This is a genomic window from Micavibrio aeruginosavorus (genome assembly GCF_051245535.1).
Classification (GTDB): domain Bacteria; phylum Pseudomonadota; class Alphaproteobacteria; order Micavibrionales; family Micavibrionaceae; genus Micavibrio; species Micavibrio aeruginosavorus_D.
Map to the genome: position 1 here is coordinate 1,293,524 of NZ_CP195303.1, position 22,740 is coordinate 1,316,263.

At 56.2% G+C, this 22,740-nt stretch carries 24 protein-coding genes; 14 read left to right on the forward strand and 10 right to left on the reverse strand.

From position 1 onward, the window contains the following. The first annotated feature begins 38 nt into the window (after positions 1–38). The 3 genes from ACSC94_RS06250 to fliP all read left to right on the forward strand — a co-directional run bounded on the left by ACSC94_RS06250 (position 39) and on the right by fliP (position 2,298). A complete protein-coding gene (locus tag ACSC94_RS06250) occupies positions 39–1,043 on the forward strand; it encodes a D-alanyl-D-alanine carboxypeptidase family protein (protein WP_435639989.1) in 1,005 nt (334 codons plus the stop codon). A 108-nt stretch (positions 1,044–1,151) separates the two neighbouring features. Further along, complete coding sequence (locus tag ACSC94_RS06255) at positions 1,152–1,442, forward strand: hypothetical protein (protein ID WP_435639990.1); 291 nt, start codon at positions 1,152–1,154, stop codon at positions 1,440–1,442. Next, the gene (fliP, locus tag ACSC94_RS06260; protein WP_435639991.1) at positions 1,420–2,298 is read left to right on the forward strand and encodes a flagellar type III secretion system pore protein FliP; all 879 of its coding nucleotides are present in this window, start codon (positions 1,420–1,422) and stop codon (positions 2,296–2,298) included. Before ACSC94_RS06255 ends, fliP begins: the two co-directional genes overlap by 23 nt. Before the next feature lie 90 nt (positions 2,299–2,388). Here fliP and ACSC94_RS06265 read toward each other — a convergent pair whose 3' ends face one another. The 7 genes from ACSC94_RS06265 to ACSC94_RS06295 form a co-directional block, all read right to left on the reverse strand. Continuing rightward, a complete protein-coding gene (locus tag ACSC94_RS06265; RefSeq protein WP_435639992.1) occupies positions 2,389–5,421 on the reverse strand; it encodes a hypothetical protein in 3,033 nt (1,010 codons plus the stop codon). Positions 5,422–5,462: 41 nt separating this feature from the next. Further along, positions 5,463–6,296 (reverse strand): flagellar motor protein MotB, encoded by an 834-nt coding sequence (locus ACSC94_RS06270; protein WP_435639993.1) that lies wholly within the window; start codon positions 6,294–6,296, stop codon positions 5,463–5,465. Next, a complete protein-coding gene (locus tag ACSC94_RS06275; protein ID WP_435639994.1) occupies positions 6,280–7,053 on the reverse strand; it encodes a flagellar motor protein MotB in 774 nt (257 codons plus the stop codon). Before ACSC94_RS06275 ends, ACSC94_RS06270 begins: the two co-directional genes overlap by 17 nt. A gap of 12 nt (positions 7,054–7,065) precedes the next feature. After that, a complete protein-coding gene (locus ACSC94_RS06280; RefSeq protein WP_435639995.1) occupies positions 7,066–7,830 on the reverse strand; it encodes a MotE family protein in 765 nt (254 codons plus the stop codon). A 36-nt stretch (positions 7,831–7,866) separates the two neighbouring features. Continuing rightward, positions 7,867–8,442, reverse strand: coding sequence for a DUF6468 domain-containing protein (locus tag ACSC94_RS06285; protein WP_435639996.1), 576 nt, complete (start codon positions 8,440–8,442; stop codon positions 7,867–7,869). A 2-nt stretch (positions 8,443–8,444) separates the two neighbouring features. Further along, complete coding sequence (fliM, locus tag ACSC94_RS06290) at positions 8,445–9,554, reverse strand: flagellar motor switch protein FliM (protein ID WP_014103249.1); 1,110 nt, start codon at positions 9,552–9,554, stop codon at positions 8,445–8,447. An 89-nt stretch (positions 9,555–9,643) separates the two neighbouring features. Further along, on the reverse strand, positions 9,644–10,231 hold the full coding sequence (locus ACSC94_RS06295) for a flagellar basal body-associated FliL family protein (RefSeq protein ID WP_435639997.1): 588 nt from the start codon (positions 10,229–10,231) through the stop codon (positions 9,644–9,646). Positions 10,232–10,614: 383 nt separating this feature from the next. On the opposite strand from ACSC94_RS06295, the gene flgF reads away from it, so the two are divergent. From flgF to flgH, 4 genes are read left to right on the forward strand one after another with little or no spacing between them, the layout of a single operon-like run. Further along, positions 10,615–11,337 (forward strand): flagellar basal-body rod protein FlgF, encoded by a 723-nt coding sequence (gene flgF, locus ACSC94_RS06300; RefSeq protein ID WP_435639998.1) that lies wholly within the window; start codon positions 10,615–10,617, stop codon positions 11,335–11,337. A 39-nt stretch (positions 11,338–11,376) separates the two neighbouring features. Then, entirely contained in the window at positions 11,377–12,162 is a 786-nt protein-coding gene (flgG, locus tag ACSC94_RS06305) for a flagellar basal-body rod protein FlgG (protein WP_435642158.1), read from the forward strand. A 19-nt stretch (positions 12,163–12,181) separates the two neighbouring features. Further along, the gene (flgA, locus tag ACSC94_RS06310; RefSeq protein WP_435639999.1) at positions 12,182–13,153 is read left to right on the forward strand and encodes a flagellar basal body P-ring formation chaperone FlgA; all 972 of its coding nucleotides are present in this window, start codon (positions 12,182–12,184) and stop codon (positions 13,151–13,153) included. 44 nt (positions 13,154–13,197) lie between these two features. Continuing rightward, positions 13,198–13,962, forward strand: coding sequence for a flagellar basal body L-ring protein FlgH (gene flgH / locus ACSC94_RS06315; RefSeq protein ID WP_435640000.1), 765 nt, complete (start codon positions 13,198–13,200; stop codon positions 13,960–13,962). 213 nt (positions 13,963–14,175) lie between these two features. On the opposite strand, the gene ACSC94_RS06320 is transcribed toward flgH, so the two are convergent. Continuing rightward, a complete protein-coding gene (locus ACSC94_RS06320) occupies positions 14,176–14,541 on the reverse strand; it encodes a hypothetical protein (protein WP_435640001.1) in 366 nt (121 codons plus the stop codon). On the opposite strand from ACSC94_RS06320, the gene ACSC94_RS06325 reads away from it, so the two are divergent. Continuing rightward, a complete protein-coding gene (locus ACSC94_RS06325) occupies positions 14,528–14,701 on the forward strand; it encodes a hypothetical protein (protein ID WP_435640002.1) in 174 nt (57 codons plus the stop codon). The genes ACSC94_RS06320 and ACSC94_RS06325 overlap by 14 nt on opposite strands. Positions 14,702–14,751: 50 nt before the next feature. Here the strand turns inward: ACSC94_RS06325 and dksA are convergent, their stop codons facing one another. Further along, positions 14,752–15,210: an RNA polymerase-binding protein DksA gene (dksA, locus tag ACSC94_RS06330; protein WP_435640003.1), complete on the reverse strand. Its 459-nt coding sequence runs from the start codon at positions 15,208–15,210 to the stop codon at positions 14,752–14,754. A gap of 123 nt (positions 15,211–15,333) precedes the next feature. Next, positions 15,334–15,786, reverse strand: coding sequence for a flagellar assembly protein FliX (locus ACSC94_RS06335; protein ID WP_435640004.1), 453 nt, complete (start codon positions 15,784–15,786; stop codon positions 15,334–15,336). A 270-nt stretch (positions 15,787–16,056) separates the two neighbouring features. Here ACSC94_RS06335 and ACSC94_RS06340 point away from each other — a divergent pair, with 270 nt between their 5' ends. From ACSC94_RS06340 to ACSC94_RS06365, 6 genes are all read left to right on the forward strand, one after another. Continuing rightward, the gene (locus ACSC94_RS06340) at positions 16,057–17,208 is read left to right on the forward strand and encodes a flagellar basal body P-ring protein FlgI (RefSeq protein WP_435640005.1); all 1,152 of its coding nucleotides are present in this window, start codon (positions 16,057–16,059) and stop codon (positions 17,206–17,208) included. A gap of 13 nt (positions 17,209–17,221) precedes the next feature. Then, entirely contained in the window at positions 17,222–17,572 is a 351-nt protein-coding gene (locus ACSC94_RS06345; protein ID WP_435640006.1) for a rod-binding protein, read from the forward strand. Further along, positions 17,572–18,048 carry a flagellar protein FlgN gene (locus ACSC94_RS06350; RefSeq protein WP_435640007.1) on the forward strand — a complete coding sequence of 159 codons (477 nt, stop codon included), beginning with the start codon at positions 17,572–17,574 and terminating at the stop codon, positions 18,046–18,048. The genes ACSC94_RS06345 and ACSC94_RS06350 overlap by 1 nt, the downstream gene beginning before the upstream one ends. A 61-nt stretch (positions 18,049–18,109) precedes the next feature. Beyond that, positions 18,110–19,780 (forward strand): flagellar hook-length control protein FliK, encoded by a 1,671-nt coding sequence (locus ACSC94_RS06355; RefSeq protein ID WP_435640008.1) that lies wholly within the window; start codon positions 18,110–18,112, stop codon positions 19,778–19,780. A 13-nt stretch (positions 19,781–19,793) separates the two neighbouring features. Continuing rightward, positions 19,794–20,549, forward strand: a complete 756-nt coding sequence (locus ACSC94_RS06360; protein ID WP_435640009.1) for a flagellar hook assembly protein FlgD — start codon at positions 19,794–19,796, stop codon at positions 20,547–20,549. 90 nt (positions 20,550–20,639) lie between these two features. Continuing rightward, positions 20,640–22,682, forward strand: a complete 2,043-nt coding sequence (locus ACSC94_RS06365; RefSeq protein WP_435640010.1) for a flagellar hook-basal body complex protein — start codon at positions 20,640–20,642, stop codon at positions 22,680–22,682. Positions 22,683–22,740 lie beyond the last annotated feature (58 nt).

The window sequence follows — 22,740 nt, forward strand, 5'->3', positions numbered from 1 at the left end:
CAATCATAAAAATACCAACACACGACAGGGACATGGCTATGAGTGACCTCACGAAATCACGTCGCAATTTTCTGAAAACCACCGCGATCGGTCTGGGCGCTTTATTCTTGAGCAGCCTGACGCCGCATTTTGCCGAAGCCGCAAAATCGGATGACATTCGCCCCGTCGCACGCGCACAAAGCAATATCGTCATCGACGTCAACACCGGCCGCATGTTGAGCGGCCACAATGTTGATGGCTTGCGCTACATCGCATCGCTGACGAAAATGATGACCGCCTTGCTGGTCTTCGATGCCCTGCGCGGTGGGGACATTACATTGCATGAACCCGTCACATTTTCCGCCCGCTCACAAGGCGTTGAGCATTGGCGCCTGAATGTCGGCACTGGCAATACATTGTCCGTGAATGATTGCCTGATCGCTCTGCTGACCCGCTCCAGCAACGATGTCGCCGTGGCGCTGGCCGAACATATCAGTGGCAGCGAAGCGAATTTCGTTGAAGCCATGAACCGCAAGGCCCGCCGTCTGGGCATGACCAACACGCGTTTTTATGATGCGTCCGGTTTGAACAACCGTTATCAACGCACAACAGCACGCGACATGGCCACGCTGGGGCGGCATATTGTGCTGACCTACCCGACACGGCTGGACTTTTTTGCCCATGCGGAATTTTCGTATCACACCGACCGCACGCTGGGCCGTCGTCCATATAACGTGAACCGTCTGGTCCGCGACACAACCATGCCGCAAGCGCAGGCGCGGGCCCAACTGGATCGCATCGGCCTGACCCCCATGGGGATGAAAACCGGATTTATCCGCAATTCGTGGCACAATCTGGTCGCACTGGCCGGGGATGCGAATGGCAATAAAGTTCTGGCCGTTGGTTTTGGCGGACAATCCCAGCCCGCGCTGGCCAATACGCTGGCCGGATTGATGGTCCAGGGGTACAACGCCCTGCGCCGGGAACATGGCATCCCGCTCAACCGCCCCCTGCCCGCCCGGGCTCCGGCTCAGTATCGCGATCCGCGGTTGAATTTGTTCTAAAACCGCCTTTCCTCTTAAAATCTGTGCATCCCCGGGCATCCGGGGGTGCGCGGAATTGACTCACGCCCCCCATACGGCCATGCTGGACCCGCTATGGAATTGTTATCTTTGACAGATTTTGCTCGCTTTGCCGCCGCCCTGATTTTCGTTCTGGCGTTGATGGGGGGATTGAGCCTGATTATGCGCCGGATCAATGCCGGGCGCTTGCCCGTGACTGGCGCCAACCGGCAAATGCGCGTGGTTGAGGTGTTGTCGCTGGATGCGCGCCGCCGCGCCATTCTGCTCCAACGCGGGCGCGGCAGTGACGCGCGCCAGCATCTGATCATTCTGGGCCCCAACGGGGAAACAATCGTTGAAACAGGAATAGTGGTAAGCGATGACACAGCCAAAAACGGATAATGTCCCCCGCCGGATTGTGAAGAACAAAGTCGCCCTGTGGGGATTGGCGTTGTCCGCCATTTCCATGGTCATCCTGATGATCCTGATCAACACGCCCGCCTTTGCACAGAGCGTGACACTGGATATGGGCGCAGGCGCAGAAGACGGCACGGTCAGTGGCCGCGTCGTTCAATTGGTTGCGTTGCTGACCATTCTGTCGCTGGCCCCGTCCATCCTGATCATGATGACGTCGTTTACGCGGATTATCGTGGTGCTGTCCTTCCTGCGGACCGCCATCGGGATTCAGCAGACACCGCCAAACACAGTGATGATTTCACTGGCCATCTTCCTGACCTTCTTCATCATGGCCCCGACATTCCAGAGCGCGTATCAAGCAGGCGTCGTGCCGTTGATCGAAGAACAGATTGACGAAGTCGAAGCATTCAAACGCACCGTCGAACCGTTCCGCGAATTTATGTTCAAGCATGTGCGTGAAACGGATCTGGCGCTGTTCGCGCAAATGAACCAGTCCGAACCCTTCTCTGGTCCGGAAGCCGTGCCGCTGCAGGTTTTGATTCCGGCCTTTATGATTTCGGAATTGCGCCGCGCATTTGAAATTGGCTTTATGCTGTTCCTGCCCTTCGTCATCATCGACATGGTGACGGCCTCTATCCTGATGTCCATGGGTATGATGATGTTGCCGCCGGTGATGATTTCACTGCCGTTCAAGATCGTGTTCTTTGTCATGGTCGATGGGTGGCACTTGCTGGCCGGGGCGCTGGTACAAAGCTTTGATGTGGGCGCCGTCCCGCTCAATATGCCCAGCCCGGCGTTGATTCCGGACGTGCCCGTGGAACCGACTGGCGCAATTCCGTAACTCCCATACGTCATACCGGCGAAGGCCGGTATCCATACAATCCGCCCCATGGACTCCGGCCTGCGCCGGAGTGACGGTCAAGAGATTGGCTTAATTCGATGGTTGGTCCGACGCGCGGTATGTGTCCAGAAAATCCTTGAACAGATCAACTTCCGACACCAAGGCCGCAATGCTTTCGCGGTCAGAGGATAATGTGGATGTCCGCGACCGCGTGACCACATCAAACAATTTTGACCGCGATGTTTTCAACATCTGGTCGCCAAACCGTTCGCGCATGTTGGCCAGCGCCACACGGTCCCCCGCCAGATTCAGGGCCACGGCGCGGTTCAGGATAATATCGGCCTGCGCCTGCGTCAGCGGACGTTCTGCCACAATCGCTTGATCGACGATCAAATCCTGCAAAGCAATCGCGGCATCCTGCCAGCGCCCGGCATTCCACGCGATATCGGCGCGCAGGCGATTGATGTCGGGTGACGGCGGATAGGTGTTTAAAATCGTCAGCGCCTCGTCCACACGCTTCAGATCGGACAAAGCGCGCGCGCGCAGCATGGCCGCTTCGCGCAGTTTCTGATTCACGCTGTCATCCTTGGGCAAATTGGCATAGGTCGTCGTCGCCTTGTCCAGAACGCGCAGAACCGGATTTGGATTATCACTGAGCAAGTAAATGGCCGCCAGACGCAGCGATGTATCCGCCGCCTCACGCCCCTGCAAACGATAATCGATCTGATATTGCAGCAAGTTCGCCGCGCGGCCCAGCAAATCCGCATCGACCAGACGTTCGGCCAGACGGCGGATCAGGCGGTTGCCATCATCCCCATCGGGTGTCAGTTCACGAAACTCTTCGTAGACGGTGATAGCGTCGACCGGGCTCATTTTTTCCAGCGCGTCGCTGAGGAACAGATTCTTGAATGAATCCGTCATCATATAGGCGACGTCATTGGAAATATCTGTGCCCGGGCTCATCGCCACGGCGTCGCGCAGGATGCTGAAACCCTTCATATAGCGCGCTTGATCCAGATAGAGTTTCCCCAAACGGGAATTGATTTGGGCTTCCAGCTCGTCCCCGCGCCACATATAGCGCAGACCTTCCAGACGATCGACAGCCTCTTCCAGCTTGATCGTCCCCTGCTCCAGTTGCAGCATGGTCAGGGCCAGCCCCGCCTTGGCGCGGTACAAATCATCTTTTCCGGTCAGCAGAGGCTTCCAATATTCTTCCGCCTTCGCATATTCCTTGTTCTGGCGATGCGCTTCACCGCGCAGGTAATCCATGCTGGCCACTGTCCATGGCTGCAGATGCTGCTGTTCTTTCTGCAACATGCCCAACATGGCTTCCGCCGCCTTCACTTCGCCCGAACGCAACGCAATTTCGGCCAAACGCAGCAACATGCGTTCTTGTAACCGGCGCGGATATTCCGCAACGACGGTCATATCGGTTGGCAATAATTTCTTGGCCTGTTGCCAATCTTCCAATCCGGCCGCGGCATAAGCGCGCCAGTAATCCAGTTCCGGATACGTCTTCAATGCGGGATTGTTCAAATCACGGAAGCCATCTTCGAACATGCTGGCCATGCTGAGCGCAACACCGCGCAGGGCCAGAAATTCCGGGCTTTCTTTGATATCCGGCATTTCGGTTTCGGCAAAACGCAACAGGCCGACAGCTTCTTGCCCACGGTCATTGGCCATGTTCATTTTCGCCATCATCAACAAATCCTGCACCCGGCCGGATTTATCTTTATCCGCCATACCGGCCAGCAGGATATGCTGGTTATCGTGCAAGGCGTTTAAGCCCCCCATCATCCAGCGGTTGAAATCAAACATGCGCGGCACCTTGGTGGGGTCCGTCGCCGCCGGATTTTCGATTTCACCCGCCGTTTTTTGTTCGATAATCCGTTGCGTCACATCGCGCATGCGCGACAACGCCAACCCGCCCGGCCGCGTCACCGCAATACCGCCCGCGCGTTTTTCGAATTTCACATCATCGGCCTTTGGCACAACGGCCAGACCGATGGATGAATTTAATTGTTCAAAATCGACAAAATTCCGTTCGCTGCCCGCGAATTGATCCGCCGCGTCCACCGTGGCGACCATAATGGTGTCACCCACGTCGGGGTCCGTGATCGTCAGGTTTTTTGTCACCAGCGGCATGGCCCACACCATGGACCCACCGCGCAGATCATCACCCGATTTAAATTCACGCGTCGGTGGCGTCGGTTCAACCGCCTTGTCCTTTGGCGATACAATCACGCGCCAGATCAGGCCACCGCCTTCACCCTCAATCGTCGCCGTTCCCGGCATGCGCGTGCGATAGGCGATGCCGCCCTCGGATGTCGTCACCTTTTCAAACGGCGTGAAGTCTTCTTTCTTCGGGCCGTTGATTTGCGGCAGAACGGATAAAGATGGGCGATCAATAACAATCCACAAATACCCGTTGCGTTCAAACGCGGCCAGCCCCATTTCCTCGGTCGAGGACACGGTGATGACATGCGGGTCGGCAATGCGGGCCGCTTCCTGTTCCAAAACGGACGGGCCTTGCTCCACCGGGGCCACAGGAACGGCGGGAACCGCCGCCACTTCGGCTGCACCCTGCTCCGACGGTGCAGGTGCGATGGGGGGCGCAATGGGTGTTGCTGTGGGCGCGGCTTCGGCCACGGGTGGTGTTACAATTGGTTTTTCTGCAGCGGGTTTTTCCGCTGGAACGGGCGCTTTCGCTATTTCAGCGGGTTTTTCCTGCGCTGGCGCGTCTGCGGCCTTCGCGCCTGTGGCGGAATTGTAAACATCCACCACAACGCGATCACCAATCAGGAAGTGACGATATTTGCTGTCCGTCGGAATGCGGATGCGGATTTTTAGATTTTCACCATCGGCGGATAATTTTTCAACCGATGACACGTTGGGCAATTTTTCAACCGCCGTTAAATCCGGCACCGCGTTTTTGCGGAAGGTCAGGTCGAGAACGCCCGGTTCGACTTGTTTTAAATCATACGGCGCGGACGTGCCCCAATCGAACACCACGCGCGAATAATCGCTGTGCGTTCCGGTGCGAACGGCAACGCGGTCCTGCGCCCATGCCATGGGCATGAGCGCCGTTAAACAAACGCCGGTGAGCAGGAAAAGACGCACCATTAAAAAATCCGGATTATTCCCCCAAGGACACAGAAGAAAATTTATGGAAAGGCCGAGTCGGGATACACACGCTCCGCCCGCCAATCGTGGTTCATTATAACAATATCCACGCGTCTGGACAGGTCCAGTCTGCGTTCTTCGGGCAGAGAAGTGCCAATATCATCATACCGGCCACTCGCCGCCCCCTGAATGGTCACGGGATAGGTGTAACCAACATTATCCAGTATGGCCGCAACGGCCGCCGCGCGGGCCATCGACAAATCCCAATTTGTCGTAAAACCGAAATTCTTCGCCACATCCATCGCCATGGGGTCGGCATGCCCAACCAACGCGATTTTGTTTTTGATCCGCGCCAAGGTGGCGGCCAGGCTGTACAGCGCCTTGCCCCCTTCATCTTTCACGCTGGCCTGTCCCGGCTCGAACAACAAATCTTCCGGCAGGGAAATGATCAGCGAATCATAACGCGGGATCATCACAACGCGCCCCGCCAGATCGGCATTACGGTCGATAACGGATTGGATCAAGGCCTGCAGATAGTTGATGTCCAGCGCCTGATCAAAATTGATTTTGGCGATGTTGATGGTTTCTTCCGGCCCGGCATTCATTTGCGCGCCATAAAAACGGTTAAATTCCTGCTGCAAAGCCGAGGTGATTTCGGAGAATGATTGCTTCTCTGGCTCCGACATCGCAAACAACAGGACGAAGAATGTCAGCATCAGCGCCATGACGTCCGTGAAGGTCGTCAGCCACAAAAACGGATTCCCATCAGCGGCAGCCGCATCACCCATGCGGCGATTGCCGCGGCGGGGCATTTTTTTCGGCGCGCCCGCGACATCAAAAGCATGTTTGGCCGTGCGTTTAGGGGGCGTTGCCATCACTGCCCCCATTTTCAACCGGGGCCGCCGCATCATCCCCCGGCATAATAATTTTCGACGCATCAATTTTTTCGTAGCGCAGGAAGAACAGATCGACCATCGCGGGATCGCCCTGTTGCACCGATGCTGTGATCTGCTTTACAGGCAATCCCGCCTTTTCAATCGTTTCCGCCATCGCATCAACGGCACGCACCGTTGTTTGCAATGATTGCGGTGCCAGACGTTGCATCCGCGCCGGGTTTTCCGTGACGTTATAGGTGATTTCCATGCGGAATGGCTGGCCGCGATCTTCGGACCGCAGCATCACCACCAGAGTCGGCAGGAAATAATTTTGAAAGGCAGAATCCTTGTTCGTTCCCGCCGGGGCCACACGTTGGCCAATCGCCGTTACGGCCCGTTCGAACGCATCACGCGGAACGCGCACATGCATCATGCCGCGTTCCTTGTTCATCACCACTTCATAGGATGGAATCTGCGCCTGAAACAACCCGCTGACGCGATCAATCGTATCACCATCATACAGCGATGTTTCAACGGATTTTGTAACCGACGGGCGCATATCACCGCGCTGGATAATTTTAGATGCGAAGGTAAATTCCAGACTTTCCATCACGTTGCGGGCCTTTAATTCCTCAAACGTGGAAATGGAATTCAGCACGATAAAGAACGCAAGCAGCATGATGAACAGCGACAGCCCCAGAAGCTGGGATGCTAGCCCCTGCCCCTGTGGTTCAATATTCTTGCGTCTGCGTTTCATGGATTCTGCCGATCAGTTTTGCGGCAACATTGGCATTTTTTTCTGTTCCGCCATCAAAATGGTCACCGTGCGGGCGCGTTCGGCATCCATCTCGGCCAGAATGGGGGCGGATTTCCGTTCCGACATGCGCGTCATCACCGCGATCAAAACATCCAGATCCAGCGTATTGAAAATGCGCGCGGCGTCCTTCGCCTTCATGCCTTCGTAAATTTTCACCAGACTGGCGATCCGGGCTTCTTCTTCCTCGGATCGTTTTTGCATCAGCCCTTCGATTTCCGTGCGCACCGTGTTCAATTCGCGCAATTTTTGGTCCAGCTCCCGCTCCGCCGCGCTCAGCAACGCCTCGCGCACGGCCATTTCCTTTTCTTTGATGTCAAGCTGGTCACGGCGTTTGGCCAGATCCTGATAAATCTCGGCCTTCACCGAAGAATAATCGATGTCGGTGTCCCCGGCATCTTTCCATTCAACGGATTCCGGGTCATCAAATTCCGGTTTCGGTTTAATTTCTTCGCCCGGCGCATCCAGATCCAGACGGCCCGGAATTTCATTTTCAACAGCTTCTTCCGCACCTTCCGCAACGACAGGGGCCGCAGCGGCGGCTTCCGTCGGCGATATAGCCGGGGGGGCGGCGTGTTCGCCCGCGTCCACTTCTTCCTGCGCCATGGCCGCACCCATATGGCCCAGACCATAGGCAAAATCCCCCACGCGCACGGCAAACGCCATGCTGGCCACAAGGACCAGCATAGGCATCATCCGGATTTTACTGCGCAGGTTCATAAAGACTTACCCCAAAGAAATCAGATGGTCGCCCGATTAACGGCGACCCTTATTGATGGCGGCGAACAATTCGCGTTCGGCCTTGCTGTGGAACATATCGGCATCATCGTCACCGCCGGACAAATCATCCACGGCTCCATCGGCCCCCGCATCGTCATCTTCAAATTCGCGATCGCGAATATTGAACCCGGCGATGGCGGGCTCCTTGCGTTTCACGCTGGCGGCCACGGCACCCAGACCCGGCGAGGCCGCACCCGTCGTATCGACACGCGCCGCCGCATCCCTGCCACGATCGGCCAGACGTTCCAGACGCGCGGCCAGATTGTCACCGGCTTCGGTCATGATGTTCAGTTCATCGGCCTGAATGCGGGCCTTGTTCATGCGTTCCTGCAATTCCGCACCGGATTCACGCGAAGCGGATTTCATACCTGCAATGGCGGCCTCGGCCCGGTCGATATTGCGGGACAAATCTTGGACCAGCTTGTCCAGTTCCTTGCGGCTGTTGCGGAACGCCGCCATGTTCGACGACAGGCGCACGGAAAAGAAAATCGTCACCGCCAGAAACAGCAGGACAATTCCATCCAGAATCATACCGATCAATGCGCCGTCCATGATTATTGATCATCCTTTTCCGGCGGGATGTAGCGTTCAACGCGCACGGCAATATTGCCCTGCTTCTGGCCCACGGGCCCGCGGAACATCGGAAAATGGCCGCAGCGCAATTCCAGATCATCATCCACACTCGTATTAAATACCACGCGCGTGCCAACTTTCCAGTTCAGCAGATCATGCAGCGATACGGTTTTTTCGGCCAGAACCGCCTGCAACTGCACTTCGGTTTTGTACAGTTCCTGGGTCAAGTGGTTTTCCCAGATCGAGTCACGACCGAATTTTTCACCCATGAACATCTGCAACAGCAATTCACGGATGGGTTCCAGCGTTGCATACGGGATCAGAATTTCAATACGCCCGCCGCGATCACCCATATCCACGCGCAGACGGGCCAGAACGCACGCGTTCCCGGATTGCGTGATGGTGGCAAAACGCGGGTTGGTTTCCATGCGGTCCAATTGGAAGCTGACCGGGGCCAACGGGTCAAACGCGGTGGACAGATCGCTGAGCGTCACGCCAACCATGCGTTCCACCAGTTTGGTTTCAATCGTGGTATAGGGGCGCCCCTCAACACGGATGGCGGGCGTGCCCTTGCGTCCGCCCAGCAACACATCCACGACCGAATAAATCAGTGCGGAATCCGTCACCAGCAGGCCGTTGTTATCCCACTCCTCCGCCTTGAACACCGACAACATGGCGGGCAGCGGGATGGAGTTCATATAATCGCCAAACCGCACCGTGGACACCTGGTCCAGCGAGACTTCGACGTTATCGGATGTCAAATTGCGCAGGGATGTGGACATCAAACGCACCAGACGGTCGAACACAATGTCCAACATCGGCAGGCGTTCATAGTTCACCATGGCGGAATTGATCAGGGCCATCACGCCCGACATTTCCTCACCACCCGAAATTTCATCATCGAAACCGAGCAGAGAGTCGATCTCGTCCTGGTTCAGAATGCGGGTGCCGCCATCTTCTTCTTCGTCAAACCCACCATCGAACGACGGCGTGGCGTCGGCCTTCGCCGCGCCAGAATCAGTACCGTCGCCCCATTCTTCCATCATGGCGCGTTCGGCATCGGTCATTTGTTCCAGTTCGGTATCGCTCATAATCTTTAAAATCTTGGCGCTGGCCGTTACTCTTTACTGTGTTACGCAGGAGGCTTTGCAAACTTCATGCCACAAAAGCCTCTATCCCATTATTGTATCAGGATTTCCTGAAACAGGACATCTTTGACCTCAACCGGATAGGCCGCCGCGTTCACGCGGGACAGCAATTCCATTTGCAGGCGGTAAATGCCCGCAGACCCGCGCAAATCCTTGACGCGCAGTTCGCGCAAATATGTCTGGAACTGGTCCACCACGCGCGGCATCACGGCCTGAACCGCGGCCATATCGGCCTGGTTTGCCACTTCCAACTGCACCTTCAAACGCAGATAACGCGGCTGTTCATCCGGGCCGGACAAATTGACCAGCATGTTTGGAATTTCAAGGAAAACCGGGCCGCCAATCACGCCACCATGGCCATCATCCTTGCCATGGTCGTCGGCCTTTTTGCCGTGACCATCATCGGCGGCGGCGTGTTCTTCGGTGGCTTCACCCTTCTTCAAAATTTTGTCGAGCGCGCCGGTGAAATACAGGCCACCACCCGCACCCAGCAACAAGAACAACGGCACGACGGCGAATAAAACAATCTTCTTCGCATTAAACTTTTTGCCACCACCCTCGGCGGCGCCGTCTTCGCCTGCGCCGTTTTCGGTATCGATGTCATCTGTCTGGTCGGCCATGGTCGTGAATCCTGTCTGGGTCGGGGCCGGAGGCCTTTCAGATAAAAAGGCCAGCCCCATGAAATATATAGCGAATCTATTATCAGGCTATCATACCTTAGCGCGCAATACCCCCCTTACATAAATCCGACGATCTGCCCCCGGCCCCGATCACATGGAAATCACATGGAAAAAATTGCCCTGTGCAGGCGCATTTTTGCCCGATCCGGGAAATAGCCGGTCTCTTATCGCCCTGCCCAACCCGGCAAAAACAACCCAAGCCATTGATAAACAACAAATTTATAAACTGGCACGCCGGGTGCATACACTTTTGGTGGAGGGTCAGGCCGACGAACAGCCAACCTTTCGGAAAATAAACCGGTCAACAAGGGACCAGACAGACAATGGAAAATTCGATCTACACCGGATTGTCACGTCAGATGGCGCTTCAAAGCGACATGAACACGATTGCGAACAACCTCGCCAACGTGAACACGCCGGGTTATCGCGGCCAATACATGCTGTTTACAGAATATGTGGAAAACCCGAAGGGCATCGAAGATCCCCTCTCCATGGTGGAAGATTACGGCCAGTTCATCAGCAACAAGCCCGGACCGATGACGCATACAGGCAATCCGCTGGATGTCGCCATGCAGGGCCCCGGCTTTATCGGCGTCACGCGCGGTGGTGAAACATTCTACACCCGCGCCGGGAATTTCATGCTGGGTGAAAATGGCGAACTGGTCACCCCCATCGGTGACCGCGTGGCCAGCGCGGGCGGATCCCCCATCACCATTCCAGAAGGTGCCAAGTCGGTCAGTATTGCCGAGGACGGCATGGTTTCGACGGAAAATGGTGCCGTCGGCCAGATCATGATGACCGAATTTGAAAATATCAACGACCTCGATGCGATCGGCGACAATTTATACCAAGCCAACGCACCGGGAAACGCCGCCACGGAAACCCGCATGATCAGCGGCATGGTGGAAGGATCGAACGTCAATCCGATCATGGAAATGACCCGCATGATTGATACGCAGCGCGCGTACCAGTCCGCGGCACGAATGTTGCAGAGTGAACATGACCGCCAGCGCACGATGATTCAGCGCTTGAGCCAGGCACAGTAATTTAACGGGATACACGGGTAAAGGGAGCCACACATTATGATGCGATCATTGGACATCGGCGCCACGGGGATGCAGGCACAACAGATGAATGTTGATGTCATCTCCCAGAACATCGCCAACATGACCACCACCGGCTATAAACGCCGCCGTGCGGATTTTAAGGATCTGATGTATCAAAACATCACCCGCCCGGGCACGACGTCATCCGATTCCGGCACGATTGTTCCCGCCGGTTTGCAGATGGGTCTGGGCGTGCGCGCCGCCGGTGTGTACCGCATCCACGAACAAGGCACATTGAAAGTGACGGAAAACCCGCTGGATCTGGCCATCAACGGCGATGGTTTCTTCCAGATTGAATTGCCAAGTGGCGAAACCGCCTACACCCGTGATGGTGTGTTTCAGGTGAACCAGGACGGCGAATTGGTGACCGGCATGGGCTATCTGCTGCAACCCGGTATCGTTATCCCGGAAGATGCCACCGACATTGAAATCAACGAAAGCGGCCAGGTTTTTGCGAAAATCCAGAACCAGGTCAACCAGCAGGAAGTCGGCCAAATTGAACTGAGCACCTTCATCAACCCGGCCGGTTTGGACGCCATTGGCGACAACCTGTTGCTGGAAACCGAAGCCTCTGGTTCACCGATCAACGGCAACCCGAACGAAGATAATTTTGGCAGCATTCGCCAAGGCATTCTCGAAAGCTCCAACGTCAACGTGGTTGAAGAAATCACCAACCTGATCAGCGCCCAACGTGCGTATGAAATGAACTCCAAGGTCATTTCCGCAAGCGATGAGATGCTGAGCACCGTGGTTCAATTGCGCTAATTGATAAGGGAATAAAACAATGAAACAGACCATTCTGACATCATTGGATATGGCGGCCCGCATTTCAGTGCTGGTTCTGGCCCTTGTTCTGGCGGCGTTTATCGCTGTCGCCGGGGCCCGCACGGCCCACGCCGCATCGTTGAAACCGGACGTCGTTCTGGATCAAGGGGCGTTGACCGTCGGTCATCTGTTCGACAATGCCGGTCGCAATGCCGCCTATATTCTGGGCCCCGGCCCAGATGCGGGTGAAACGTTGACGCTGAATGCATCATCCCTGCTCCGCATCGCCATGGCGCTGGATCTGGACTGGCGTCCGGACAGCCCGACCGACAAAATCACGGTCACGCGCGCCGCAACGATCATTCCGACCAGCGATGTTGAATCCGCACTGGAAGAAAAACTGGGCGAACAGGGCCTGACCGGGAATTTCTCGGCCTATATCAACGGCACGAACCAGGACATCGTTCTGCCCGCGGACCAAGCCGCCACGGTTGAAATTGATGAAATGCGTTATGACCCGCGCACATCCACCTTTACCGCGACCGTGTATGCACCGTCCCGTGACAAATCCACGGTGAAACTGCCGGTGTCCGGTCAAGTGCGCCAGATGATTTCCGTTCCGGTGCTGAAAGCCGCCCTGCGCAATGGTGATTTGATCGGCATGAATGATCTGGATTTCATTGAAATGTATGTGAAGGACATTGGTACCGATGTCATCACCGATGCCGAAAAACTGGTCAACATGACCCCGCGCCGTGTCGCGATTGCCGGTCAGCCGGTCCGTTCCATGGACATTCAGCGTCCGGAACTGGTCAGCCGTGGCAAGAACGTCACCATTATCTTCAAAACGGGTCCGATGATGCTGACCGCAACGGGTCGGGCATTGCAGAACGGCGCCAATGGCGATCTGGTCCGCGTCACCAATCTGGCCAGCAATATTCAGGTTGATGCGGTTGTAACCGGATCACATGAAGTGACCGTCACAGAATAAAAAACAATAAAAGCATACGACAAGGGAAAGTAAGGAGAAGTACAATGATTGCAACAACACACAAAAATCGCGCCAGCCGCCTTGCCCTGGTCTTGTTGATGGGCGTGTCTTTGAGTGCCTGTGGCGCCAGCGAGCGTCTGTCCAATGTGGGCCAGGCCCCCGGCATGAGCCCGATTGTAAACCCGCAAACGCAACCGGATTACAAGCCGATCAGCATGCCGATGCCCGCACCGGAAGTGGCGATGAAACAGCCGAATTCCCTGTGGCAATCCAACCGCAAGAGCTTCTTCAAGGATCAGCGCGCCAGCAATATTGGTGACATCCTGACCGTTGTTATCGACATTGATGACGAAGCCGATTTGGAAAACAAAACGGACCGGACCCGCAGCTCCAGCGAAAACGCAGGACTGGACAATTTGCTGGGATATGAAGCATCACTGGGCCAAATTCTGCCCGAGGCCGTAGATAACGCCAACCTGGTCGGTGCCGATGCAGATTCCAGCCATGCGGGCAGCGGCAAAATCGAACGTGAAGAAGAAATCACGATGAAGGTTGCCGCCATCATCACGCAAATCCTGCCCAACGGTAACATGGTTATCGCGGGCAATCAGGAAGTGCGCGTGAACTTTGAAAAACGCATTCTGAACGTCGCCGGCGTCATTCGTCCGGAAGACATTGCGATCGACAACTCGATCTCATACGAAAAAATTGCCGAAGCCCGTATCATCTACGGCGGTCAAGGACAGATTACCGATGTCCAGCAACCGCGTTACGGACAACAGGTTTACGATATTCTGTTCCCCTTCTAACCCCAGACCCGACCGTCGGCCTTTCTCGTACCCCCGAAAAGGCCATGGAAGGAGAACAGATAAGGCGCGTCCCCTTGCCACCCGACCCCTTCCCCCTTCCGCTCTGGGGGTAAGGGGGCCGCCGCCCCCTTTGACTGTAGGACCCCAACAGTCACCCCAACCCTTGTTACCTCCAACCGGCTCTTCCCCAAGAGCCGGTTTTTCTTTTCTCATTTAGCTGACCATCAAGCCTTTGAAACTCATCCACGCCAAGCCATTGCAATACATGAAGGCATTATCCCGGTAATCAATGGTTCCCGCCGTACCACAGAAAAGCCCGGTGGGCAGCCCCAGCATCGTGCGCCATTTCGTGCCATCGCACATGTAATACACATTCAGACCATGGTTATAATCCAGCGCGCCGGGATTTGAACAAGATGGCAACAACAAATAATCCACCAACCCGAGATCAATCAGATTGAAGCGGAACCAATTTGACCCATCATAAAATTCCAGATTATTGATCGTGCTGTTATAGCGCATCGTACCCGCACTCTGCGCATTCGCGGGATTCGCGGAAAAAACGATGCAAATTGTCATGATGATTGCGAAAAACCACCGTACCCGCATAATCATTTCCCCCGAAATCCGCCGTTTTTTAAAACCCTCAACGGAAGACGTGGCAATGGATGTGCCAGCACACTGGTGCATTGGCGGGGCAATGTGTTCGCAAAATGAGAACAGCGAAAAACCCAAATAAAAAACCCGGACCTTGCGGACCGGGTTTTTAAGAGATCTTAAAGCGTTCGCCTATTCGTCGCGGTGCGTGCGCTCCATGCGCTCGTGACGCTCTTGCGCCTCAAGGCTGAGTGTTGCAATCGCGCGGGCTTCCAGACGGGCCACGGAAATCGGCTCGCCCGTTTCTTCGCAATAGCCATACGAACCATCTTCGATGCGCAGCAGCGCTTCGTTGATTTTCGAAATCAGCTTGCGTTCACGGTCGCGTGTGCGTAGTTCCAGCGCGTGATCGGTTTCCGCCGATGCACGATCCGCCAGATCCGGCTTCTGCAATTCTGTGCTTTGCAGCGTGTTATGAATGGTCTCGGACGATTCACGCAGCAGCTCTTCCCGCCATGCGATCAATTTGCGGCGGAAATATTCCAGCATCAGGGGATTCATGAAATCGCCCTTGTCCTTCTTCGGATCATAATCCGGCGGCAGACTGGTCGAGGTGCTGTCAGTGTTCTTTGCTTTTGTTTTTGTGGCCATGGCCCCATTCCTATGCTGTGAGGGGGTGTACATTAAACAGACTCAAATATATGGATTTCCGCCCCCCTCAGGCAAGCGGTAAAAATCCTTTGAATTCAATGATAAACAGATCTTTGCCGCTTTTTACGCTCCCGGGTGGGGGTCTGACCCGCCCAACGCCATGCGCATCTTGGCAATTTCGATCTGCGCGCGCAGATCAATTTCATCCAGAATCGCGGTCAAACCCGGGTCCTTAATGCGTTCCCGGTGTTGCGCCACAACATCGGCAATGTTCAAAATATCCCCAACGGTCATGGTTCCGGTCAACAACCCGAGGCGAATGGCCTCCAACTGGTCCAAAACATTATCCGCCCGGCCCACCATACGGCGGCGTGCGGCACGGGCGGCGGGGTCTTCGACCTCCTGCGCGGCCAGCAGGGCATCAACTTGGGCAATGGCCCGCGCCGTTGCCGGAGCCGCGGTTTCAGCCGTTCCGCCCGTCATAAAGTCACCAAAGGACGCCCCCGCTGCGCCGGCCTTGTCTTTCGACCGGGTGGAGCTGGTTTGGGATGTCTTATTCGGGCCTTCAATCTTCATGGCGATACCAGTGACTTAAGGGGATAGTGAGGAAACGCGCGGGGGAAACACCCCCATTCCTTTCAGGATACCATTTTTATACGCGACGCGGCACAGGCAATTTTTGCCGCTCTGCACGATCCAAAGGCAGGCTTTGCCCCAAAACCGTGATTTCACGCGCCAAACCACAATTTAACACATTGTTTTTAAACAGTAATTTTTAAATCCTCCTGTGGCACGCCCCCTGCATCTGTATACCCGGAATAATGGCTTTCTCGGCTTATGGGAAGAATGATGCAAACAACGACATATAATATGAGAGCCTTCGTGCGCGGCCTGACCCTGATGGGCCTGACCGTCATTTTGGGTGCCGTCATGGCCACCCCCGCTTTCACCAAAACCACCCGGATCAAAGACATCATCAATATTGAAGGTGTCCGTGACAACCAACTGGTTGGCTACGGTCTGGTTGTTGGCTTGAACGGGACGGGCGATTCGCTGAACAACGCGCCGTTTACCCGCCAATCCCTGACCGCCATGCTGGAACGTCTGGGCGTCAATGTTAAGGATGAAAACCTGAACACCGGCAACGTCGCCGCCGTTATGGTCACCGCCACCCTGCCCCCCTTTACCAACCAAGGCGGCCGTATTGATGTGACCGTGTCCGCCATGGGCGATGCCGACAGCCTGCAAGGCGGGACCTTGCTGGTCACACCGTTGCTGGGCGCCGACAGCGAAGTGTACGCCGTGGCCCAAGGCCCGGTGAACATTGCAGGCTTTGCCGCAACGGGTGCCGCCGAAACCATCACACAAAACACCCCGACCGCCGGCCGCATTCCGGGCGGTGCCATTGTTGAACGCGAACTGGATTTCCAACTGGCCGATTACACGCAAGTGCGTCTGGCCCTGCGCAATCCGGATTTCACGACCGCCCGCCGCATCGCCAGCGCCATTAACGGCTTCACCGCCACCAATGTGGCCACGGCCGAAAACGCCGCCAGCGTCGTCCTGAAAAAACCGTCCGGCTATAAAGGCTCGATCGTTGACCTGATCACCGATGTCGAACAACTGCCCGTGCAGCCGGATCAAATTGCCCGCGTTGTGATTGACGAACGCAGCGGCGTGATCGTGATGGGCTCCGAAGTGCGCATCAACACCGTTGCGATTGCGCAAGGCAACCTGACCATCAAAATCACGGAATCACCGCAAGTATCCCAACCGAACCCGTTCGCGGAACAAGGCGAAACCGTCGTCGTGCCGCGTACCGATGTTGAAGTCAATAATGGCGCAGATGTTCGCCTGGGCGTTCTGGAGAGCGGCGTGACGCTGCAGGATCTGGTCACCGGATTGAACCGCCTGGGCGTGGCCCCCCGCGACATGATCACCATTTTACAAGCGATCAAGGCCGCCGGTGCCCTGCAAGCTGAAATCGACACGCTGTAAGGAGGGATGAACCATGAACAGCTTGATGACATCCCTGACCACAACAGACGCCCAGATCGCCATGGTTCGCAGCCAGGCCGAACAGGCCAAACAAATGGCCGCGGCAATGAAAGCCAAAGGCATCAACATCGAGAAGATTGACGCTGCTGCGCGTGATTTCGAAGCCGTCTTCCTCTCCTCGATGATGAAGCCGATGTTCGAAGGGATCGAGCCCGATCCGTTGTTCGGCGGCGGCAATGGCGAAGAAATTTTCCAGGATTTGATGCTGGATGAGTACGGCAAGAACATGGCCGCCAATGGTGGCGTGGGCATTGCCGACATGGTTCGCGCGGAAATGATCCGCCAGCAAGAAGGAGCTGTATAATGAGCACACAATCGAAAAATTTTGAACCCGCAATCACCCTGCCCGCCGATCCGGCCCGCGCCATGCAGGACATGATGGAAACCATCGACAGCCTGCGCGCTGTGTATGTTGAGGAAAACGAAGCCCTGAACGCCGCACGCACGCGCGATTTCATGGCGCTGCAACCGCGCAAGCTGGAAACCACCCGCGCCTATCACGACGGCATCAGCCAGATGATCGCGCGTAAGAACGATTTCCTGAACGTTCACCCGGATCTGAAAAGCCTGTTCCGTCAGAAACAGGAGGCTTTCACAATCGTGGCCGAAGAGAACATGGAAGCGCTGGACCGTATGCGCCGCAGCGTCAACCGCTTGAATGAACGCATCATGACAGCGGCCCGCAAATCAATGGAACGTGACGGCGTGAACTATGGCGCCCACGGCAAGATGAAGGGCTACCAAAGCACAGCCCCGATGACCCTGAACGAATCCGCGTAATCGTCACTACACCGACCCAACGGGCAGCCAAAGCGGGCAGAAAGCCAGAGAAGGACAGATTATGACGACAGAGATCAGTATGCAGATCACACCGCAAGCCAAGCAATCCGCCCTCGCCGGATCTGGCTTGACCGGGAATGGCATGACAAGTGGCCTGACCAACGGTCTTGGCGGCGCCCTGTCCTTTATCGACCTGATCTTTACCCGTATTGCTCCCGAAACGACCACGACCGCAACCACCACGCAAGATACTCAAGGTACGATCAACGCCGAAACCGCATTGCTGGACAAAGCCGCCACCACGATCATCAACACGCGCCCAACGCAAATCAGCGCCGATACGACCCTGAACACGGATCAGGCCGATGATGTTGTTGGCATGTTGGTCAATGATGCACCGCTGAGCGAAGAGGCCGCCGCGTTTTTGGAAACGCTGGCGCAAGCCCTGCGTCAAAGCAATCCGGATGCACTGCCATCCACCGAAACACCGAATATTACAGATTTGAGCCCAGAGGCCCGCAAAACGCTGATCGTCCGCTTGGAAACGCTTATCCAAGGCTTACCGCTGGATGACCAGACCATCACCCTGCCGAAAACATCTGGCGACGCTTTGGCCGTTGATGCCAACGCCATTGCCGACGCGCAACAAGCCTTGATCGCCACGGGTTTAACCCCGGAAGATATTACCAAGATCGTACAGGACATCCATGATGGCCGCGATCTGACCAATGACAGTGAGGGCCTGGCCCTGCTGTCCGTCATCATCAACATCCTGCCGCCGCAATCCGGGGCATCCGCCCGCAAGGCGCAGGACATTGTGATCATGCCACGGTCCGGCAACCCGGTGACCACCACCGCAACGCCGCCCAAGACCACCGGCACCAGCGAACCCACGGTGCAATCCTCGCTCAATGATCTTCTGGTCAATCCGGAAGAAACCGCCCTTGTCGAAGATGACGGCTTGAGCGCAGGCGGAAAAACCAAAGGGTTTGACGAAATATTGCGCCTGATGGAAGCCGCGCAAAGCAACGGCAACACGAAAATGGCCACAGGTCTGGAAAAGGCCCTGGCCGCCGTGCAATCCGGCACATCCCCGTCCGCCGCACTCAGCGCACAGGGCATGGATTTCATGAACGGTCTGGGCAGCCTGATCAATGATGGCTCTCTGGACGGCGTGTTCCCGGACGGATCCGAATGGGCCCGCAACCTGAATGGCTTCAGCGGCCTGAGCATTACGGGAACGGCAAGTTTGACCTCTCTGGTCACCAGCTCGGCAAATCCTGCCGCCCCGCACCCGGCAACACAGGCCGTGGCCGCCGCAATTACGAAAAGTGCCCAGAATGGCGGCGACAGCACCCTGTCCATGCGTCTGGACCCGCCAGACCTTGGAAAGCTTGAGGTTCACGTGCGTTTTTCGAAGGACAAGTCGATGCAAGCGCACATGGTTATCGAAAAACCGGAAACTTTTTTGATGCTGCAACGAGATTCCAGCGTTCTGGAACGATCCTTGCAAGAGGCAGGTATAGACACCGGGAATGGTGGGTTGAGCTTCGAACTGGCCGACCAATCCCATGACTGGAGCCGAGACGGAAATGGCCGCGGATACGAAGGCGGTTCAGGACGTAAAGGCGAAGGTGCCGAAGATGGCGAACAAGAGATCGTTATTGAAAGCACGATGAATTGGTACACCGACGCCGCGACCGGCATGCAGCGTTACGACATTCTGGCTTAATGGAGAGCCGCAGATGACAAGTGATGTAACATTAACAGGAGCGGCACAGGGCGTTGCGAACACGCAAACCCAGTCCATTAAACTGGCGGAAGATTTTTCCCAGTTCCTGACGCTGTTGACCACACAGCTCCAGAACCAGGATCCGATGAACCCGATGGACTCCACCGAGTTCACGAACCAGTTGGTTCAGTTCAGCCAAGTCGAACAGGCCATCAACACCAACCAGAAACTGGACGACCTGCTCTCCCTGCAACTGGGCAGCATTTCCAGCGTTGCGTTGGGTTATGTCGGCATGGACGTCACCTACACCAGTGCTGAAATGAACTGGGACGGCGCAAAACCGGTCGACATTTTCTACAATCTGGAATCCGGTGCGAAAGTCGCCAAGGCCAACATCTACAACGAAGCGGGCGACCTGATCCGCAGCATGGAAGCGCCAAAGGCCGCCGGCCCGCAGCAAACCACATGGGACGGTAAAGACGACGACGGCAATGTGGTTCCGGAAGGCACCTACACGCTGAAAATCGATGCCGTCGACAACGACGATAAACCAATCACCGAAATCGCCACCGCCGTATCCGGCAACGTGCGCGGTATCGAATCGCAAAACGGCGTCATCTTCCTGTTGATCGGACAACGCGCCGTGGCCCTGAACACTGTAATTCAGGCCAAAACGGCAACCGCCGCACCGGAAACACCACCGACAACACCGGATGATGGAACCGATACCGGCGAAACAGAAGAACCGGATGGGGAGGACAGCGCATGATCCACCTCATGGCTTAACCACACAGAATACGAATAAACAAAAAACAAACAAACAGAACAGCAACAGTTAGAGAGTAAAAGGAGACAGAATATGAGCTTGTTTGGATCCCTTTTCACCGGCGTATCTGGTCTTGGCGCACAATCGCAATCCACAGCCATGATCGCCAACAACATCGCCAACGTGAACACGGTCGGCTTTAAACGGTCCGAAGCCGCGTTCTACAGCTTGGTTACATCCGAAGGCCGTTCATCCCGTTATTCACCGGGTACGGTTGCGGTAAACCGCGTCCAACGCGTAAACCAACAAGGCCCAATTCAACAAACCGGTTCCACCACGGACGCCGCCATCTCCGGTAACGGGATGTTCACTGTAAAACGCGATACCACGGCTGGTCAGGAATTCCTGTACACCCGCTCCGGTTCGTTCAGTGAAGATGCCCAGGGGCTGCTGCGCAACACCGCCGGTTTCGTCATGTACGCATGGCCGCTGGATGCCAACGGCAACCTGCCCGCCAACCAAGGGGATTTGACCTCGCTGGTTCCGGCTGACGTTGCCTTCCTTGGTGGCTTGACCCGTCCGACCACGTCCGGGGAAATTTCCCTGACGCTGAACGCGAACGAAGTTGACGCATCGCTGGGCAACGTATCCACGACCCCGGCGGACTTCACCCGCGGTCTGACCGTGTATGACAGCCTTGGTTCCGCACAGGTTCTGACGTTCGAATACACCAAAACCTACGGCCCGCAGGGGACGTCGGCTGGTACTGTGTCCGATCTGTCCGCCACGGACAATCTGGTCACGGACCTCGGCATGACCGTCGGCAACAGCTTCTCGATCACAACAGATGCAGGTGGCCCGTCTACGTTTACGGTCACATCGACATCGACGGTGAACGACATCCTGAACTTCGTTAACACTGTTCCGGGGGCTGAGGCTTTCCTGGGCAACAACGGGGAACTGGTGTTCCAACGCACCGAATTCGAAGGTGGCGCCGCCCAAACCATCAACGTCACCAACGTATCCGGCACACCGCTGACCGCGTTGGGCATGGTGGCTGGGACCTACGCCTCCAACGATCTGACAACGGCGACAGCCATTGCCACGGGCACCGTTGGTGGTTTGGTCGATGGTACACCGGGTCCGGCGACCTTGTTGGCCGCCCTGGGCCTGAACCCCGGCGATACGCTGACCATTGACCTGGATGGTGCGGGTGCCCCCGCCACCTTCACGGTTGGTGCCGGTGATGATATCGACGACATCACGGCCTTTGTTGACGGTGTAACCGGTGTTCCGGGTTCGGCCATCATTAACGGATCGGGTCAACTGGAAATCACCCACTCCAACGCCTCTCCGAACGATGCCATCATTGGCTTCGGCGGCGTAAACGTTGCGGCCGCTCTGGGCCTGAGCACAACCCAAACCTACTTCGCTGCTGGTTTCGGTAACGGCTCTCCATCGGACTCCCCGCCGTACAGCTCGGGTGGCTACCCATCTCCGCAAAGCCTGCCGGGTGATACGAATTACAACAGCCGCGGCTGGTGGAATGTTCGCGTTGTTCACCCGAACGGCACGACCCTGTCCAATGGCCTGATGAACTTCGACGGTGACGGCTCGCTGAACGCCCTGCCGGACTCCGACGGGAACATCGACCTGAACCTGGACCAGATCGACTGGGGCAACGGTTCAAGCCCGCAGAACATCGACATTGACGTTGAACGTTTCAACAGCTTTGCCGGCCAGTACAACGTGATCTTCTCCGACCAGAACGGGGCCGAACTGGGCCTGCGGACTGGGGTGGAACTGACACGCGATGGCTTCGTCGTCGCCCGGTTCTCGAACGGTGCGTCGGCTCGCCTGTACAAGGTTCCGCTGGTGACGTTCTCCAACATCAACGGCCTGACCGAAGTATCGGGTACGGCCTACTCGGAAAGCGAATTGTCAGGTGAAGAAAACTTGCGTGAAGCCGGAACCGGCGGCGCGGGCTTCCTGGAACCCTCGACAATCGAATCCTCGAACGTCGACTTGGCCGATGAATTCGCGAAGCTGATCGTCAGCCAGCGGGCCTTCTCAGCCAACAGCAAAATCATCACCACGGTGGACCAGATGACAGAAGAGCTTCTGAGACTCCGATAATCCACCGTAACCAGACATAACCGTTTCAAGAGATAAAAGTACGTAAGAAAGGACTAAA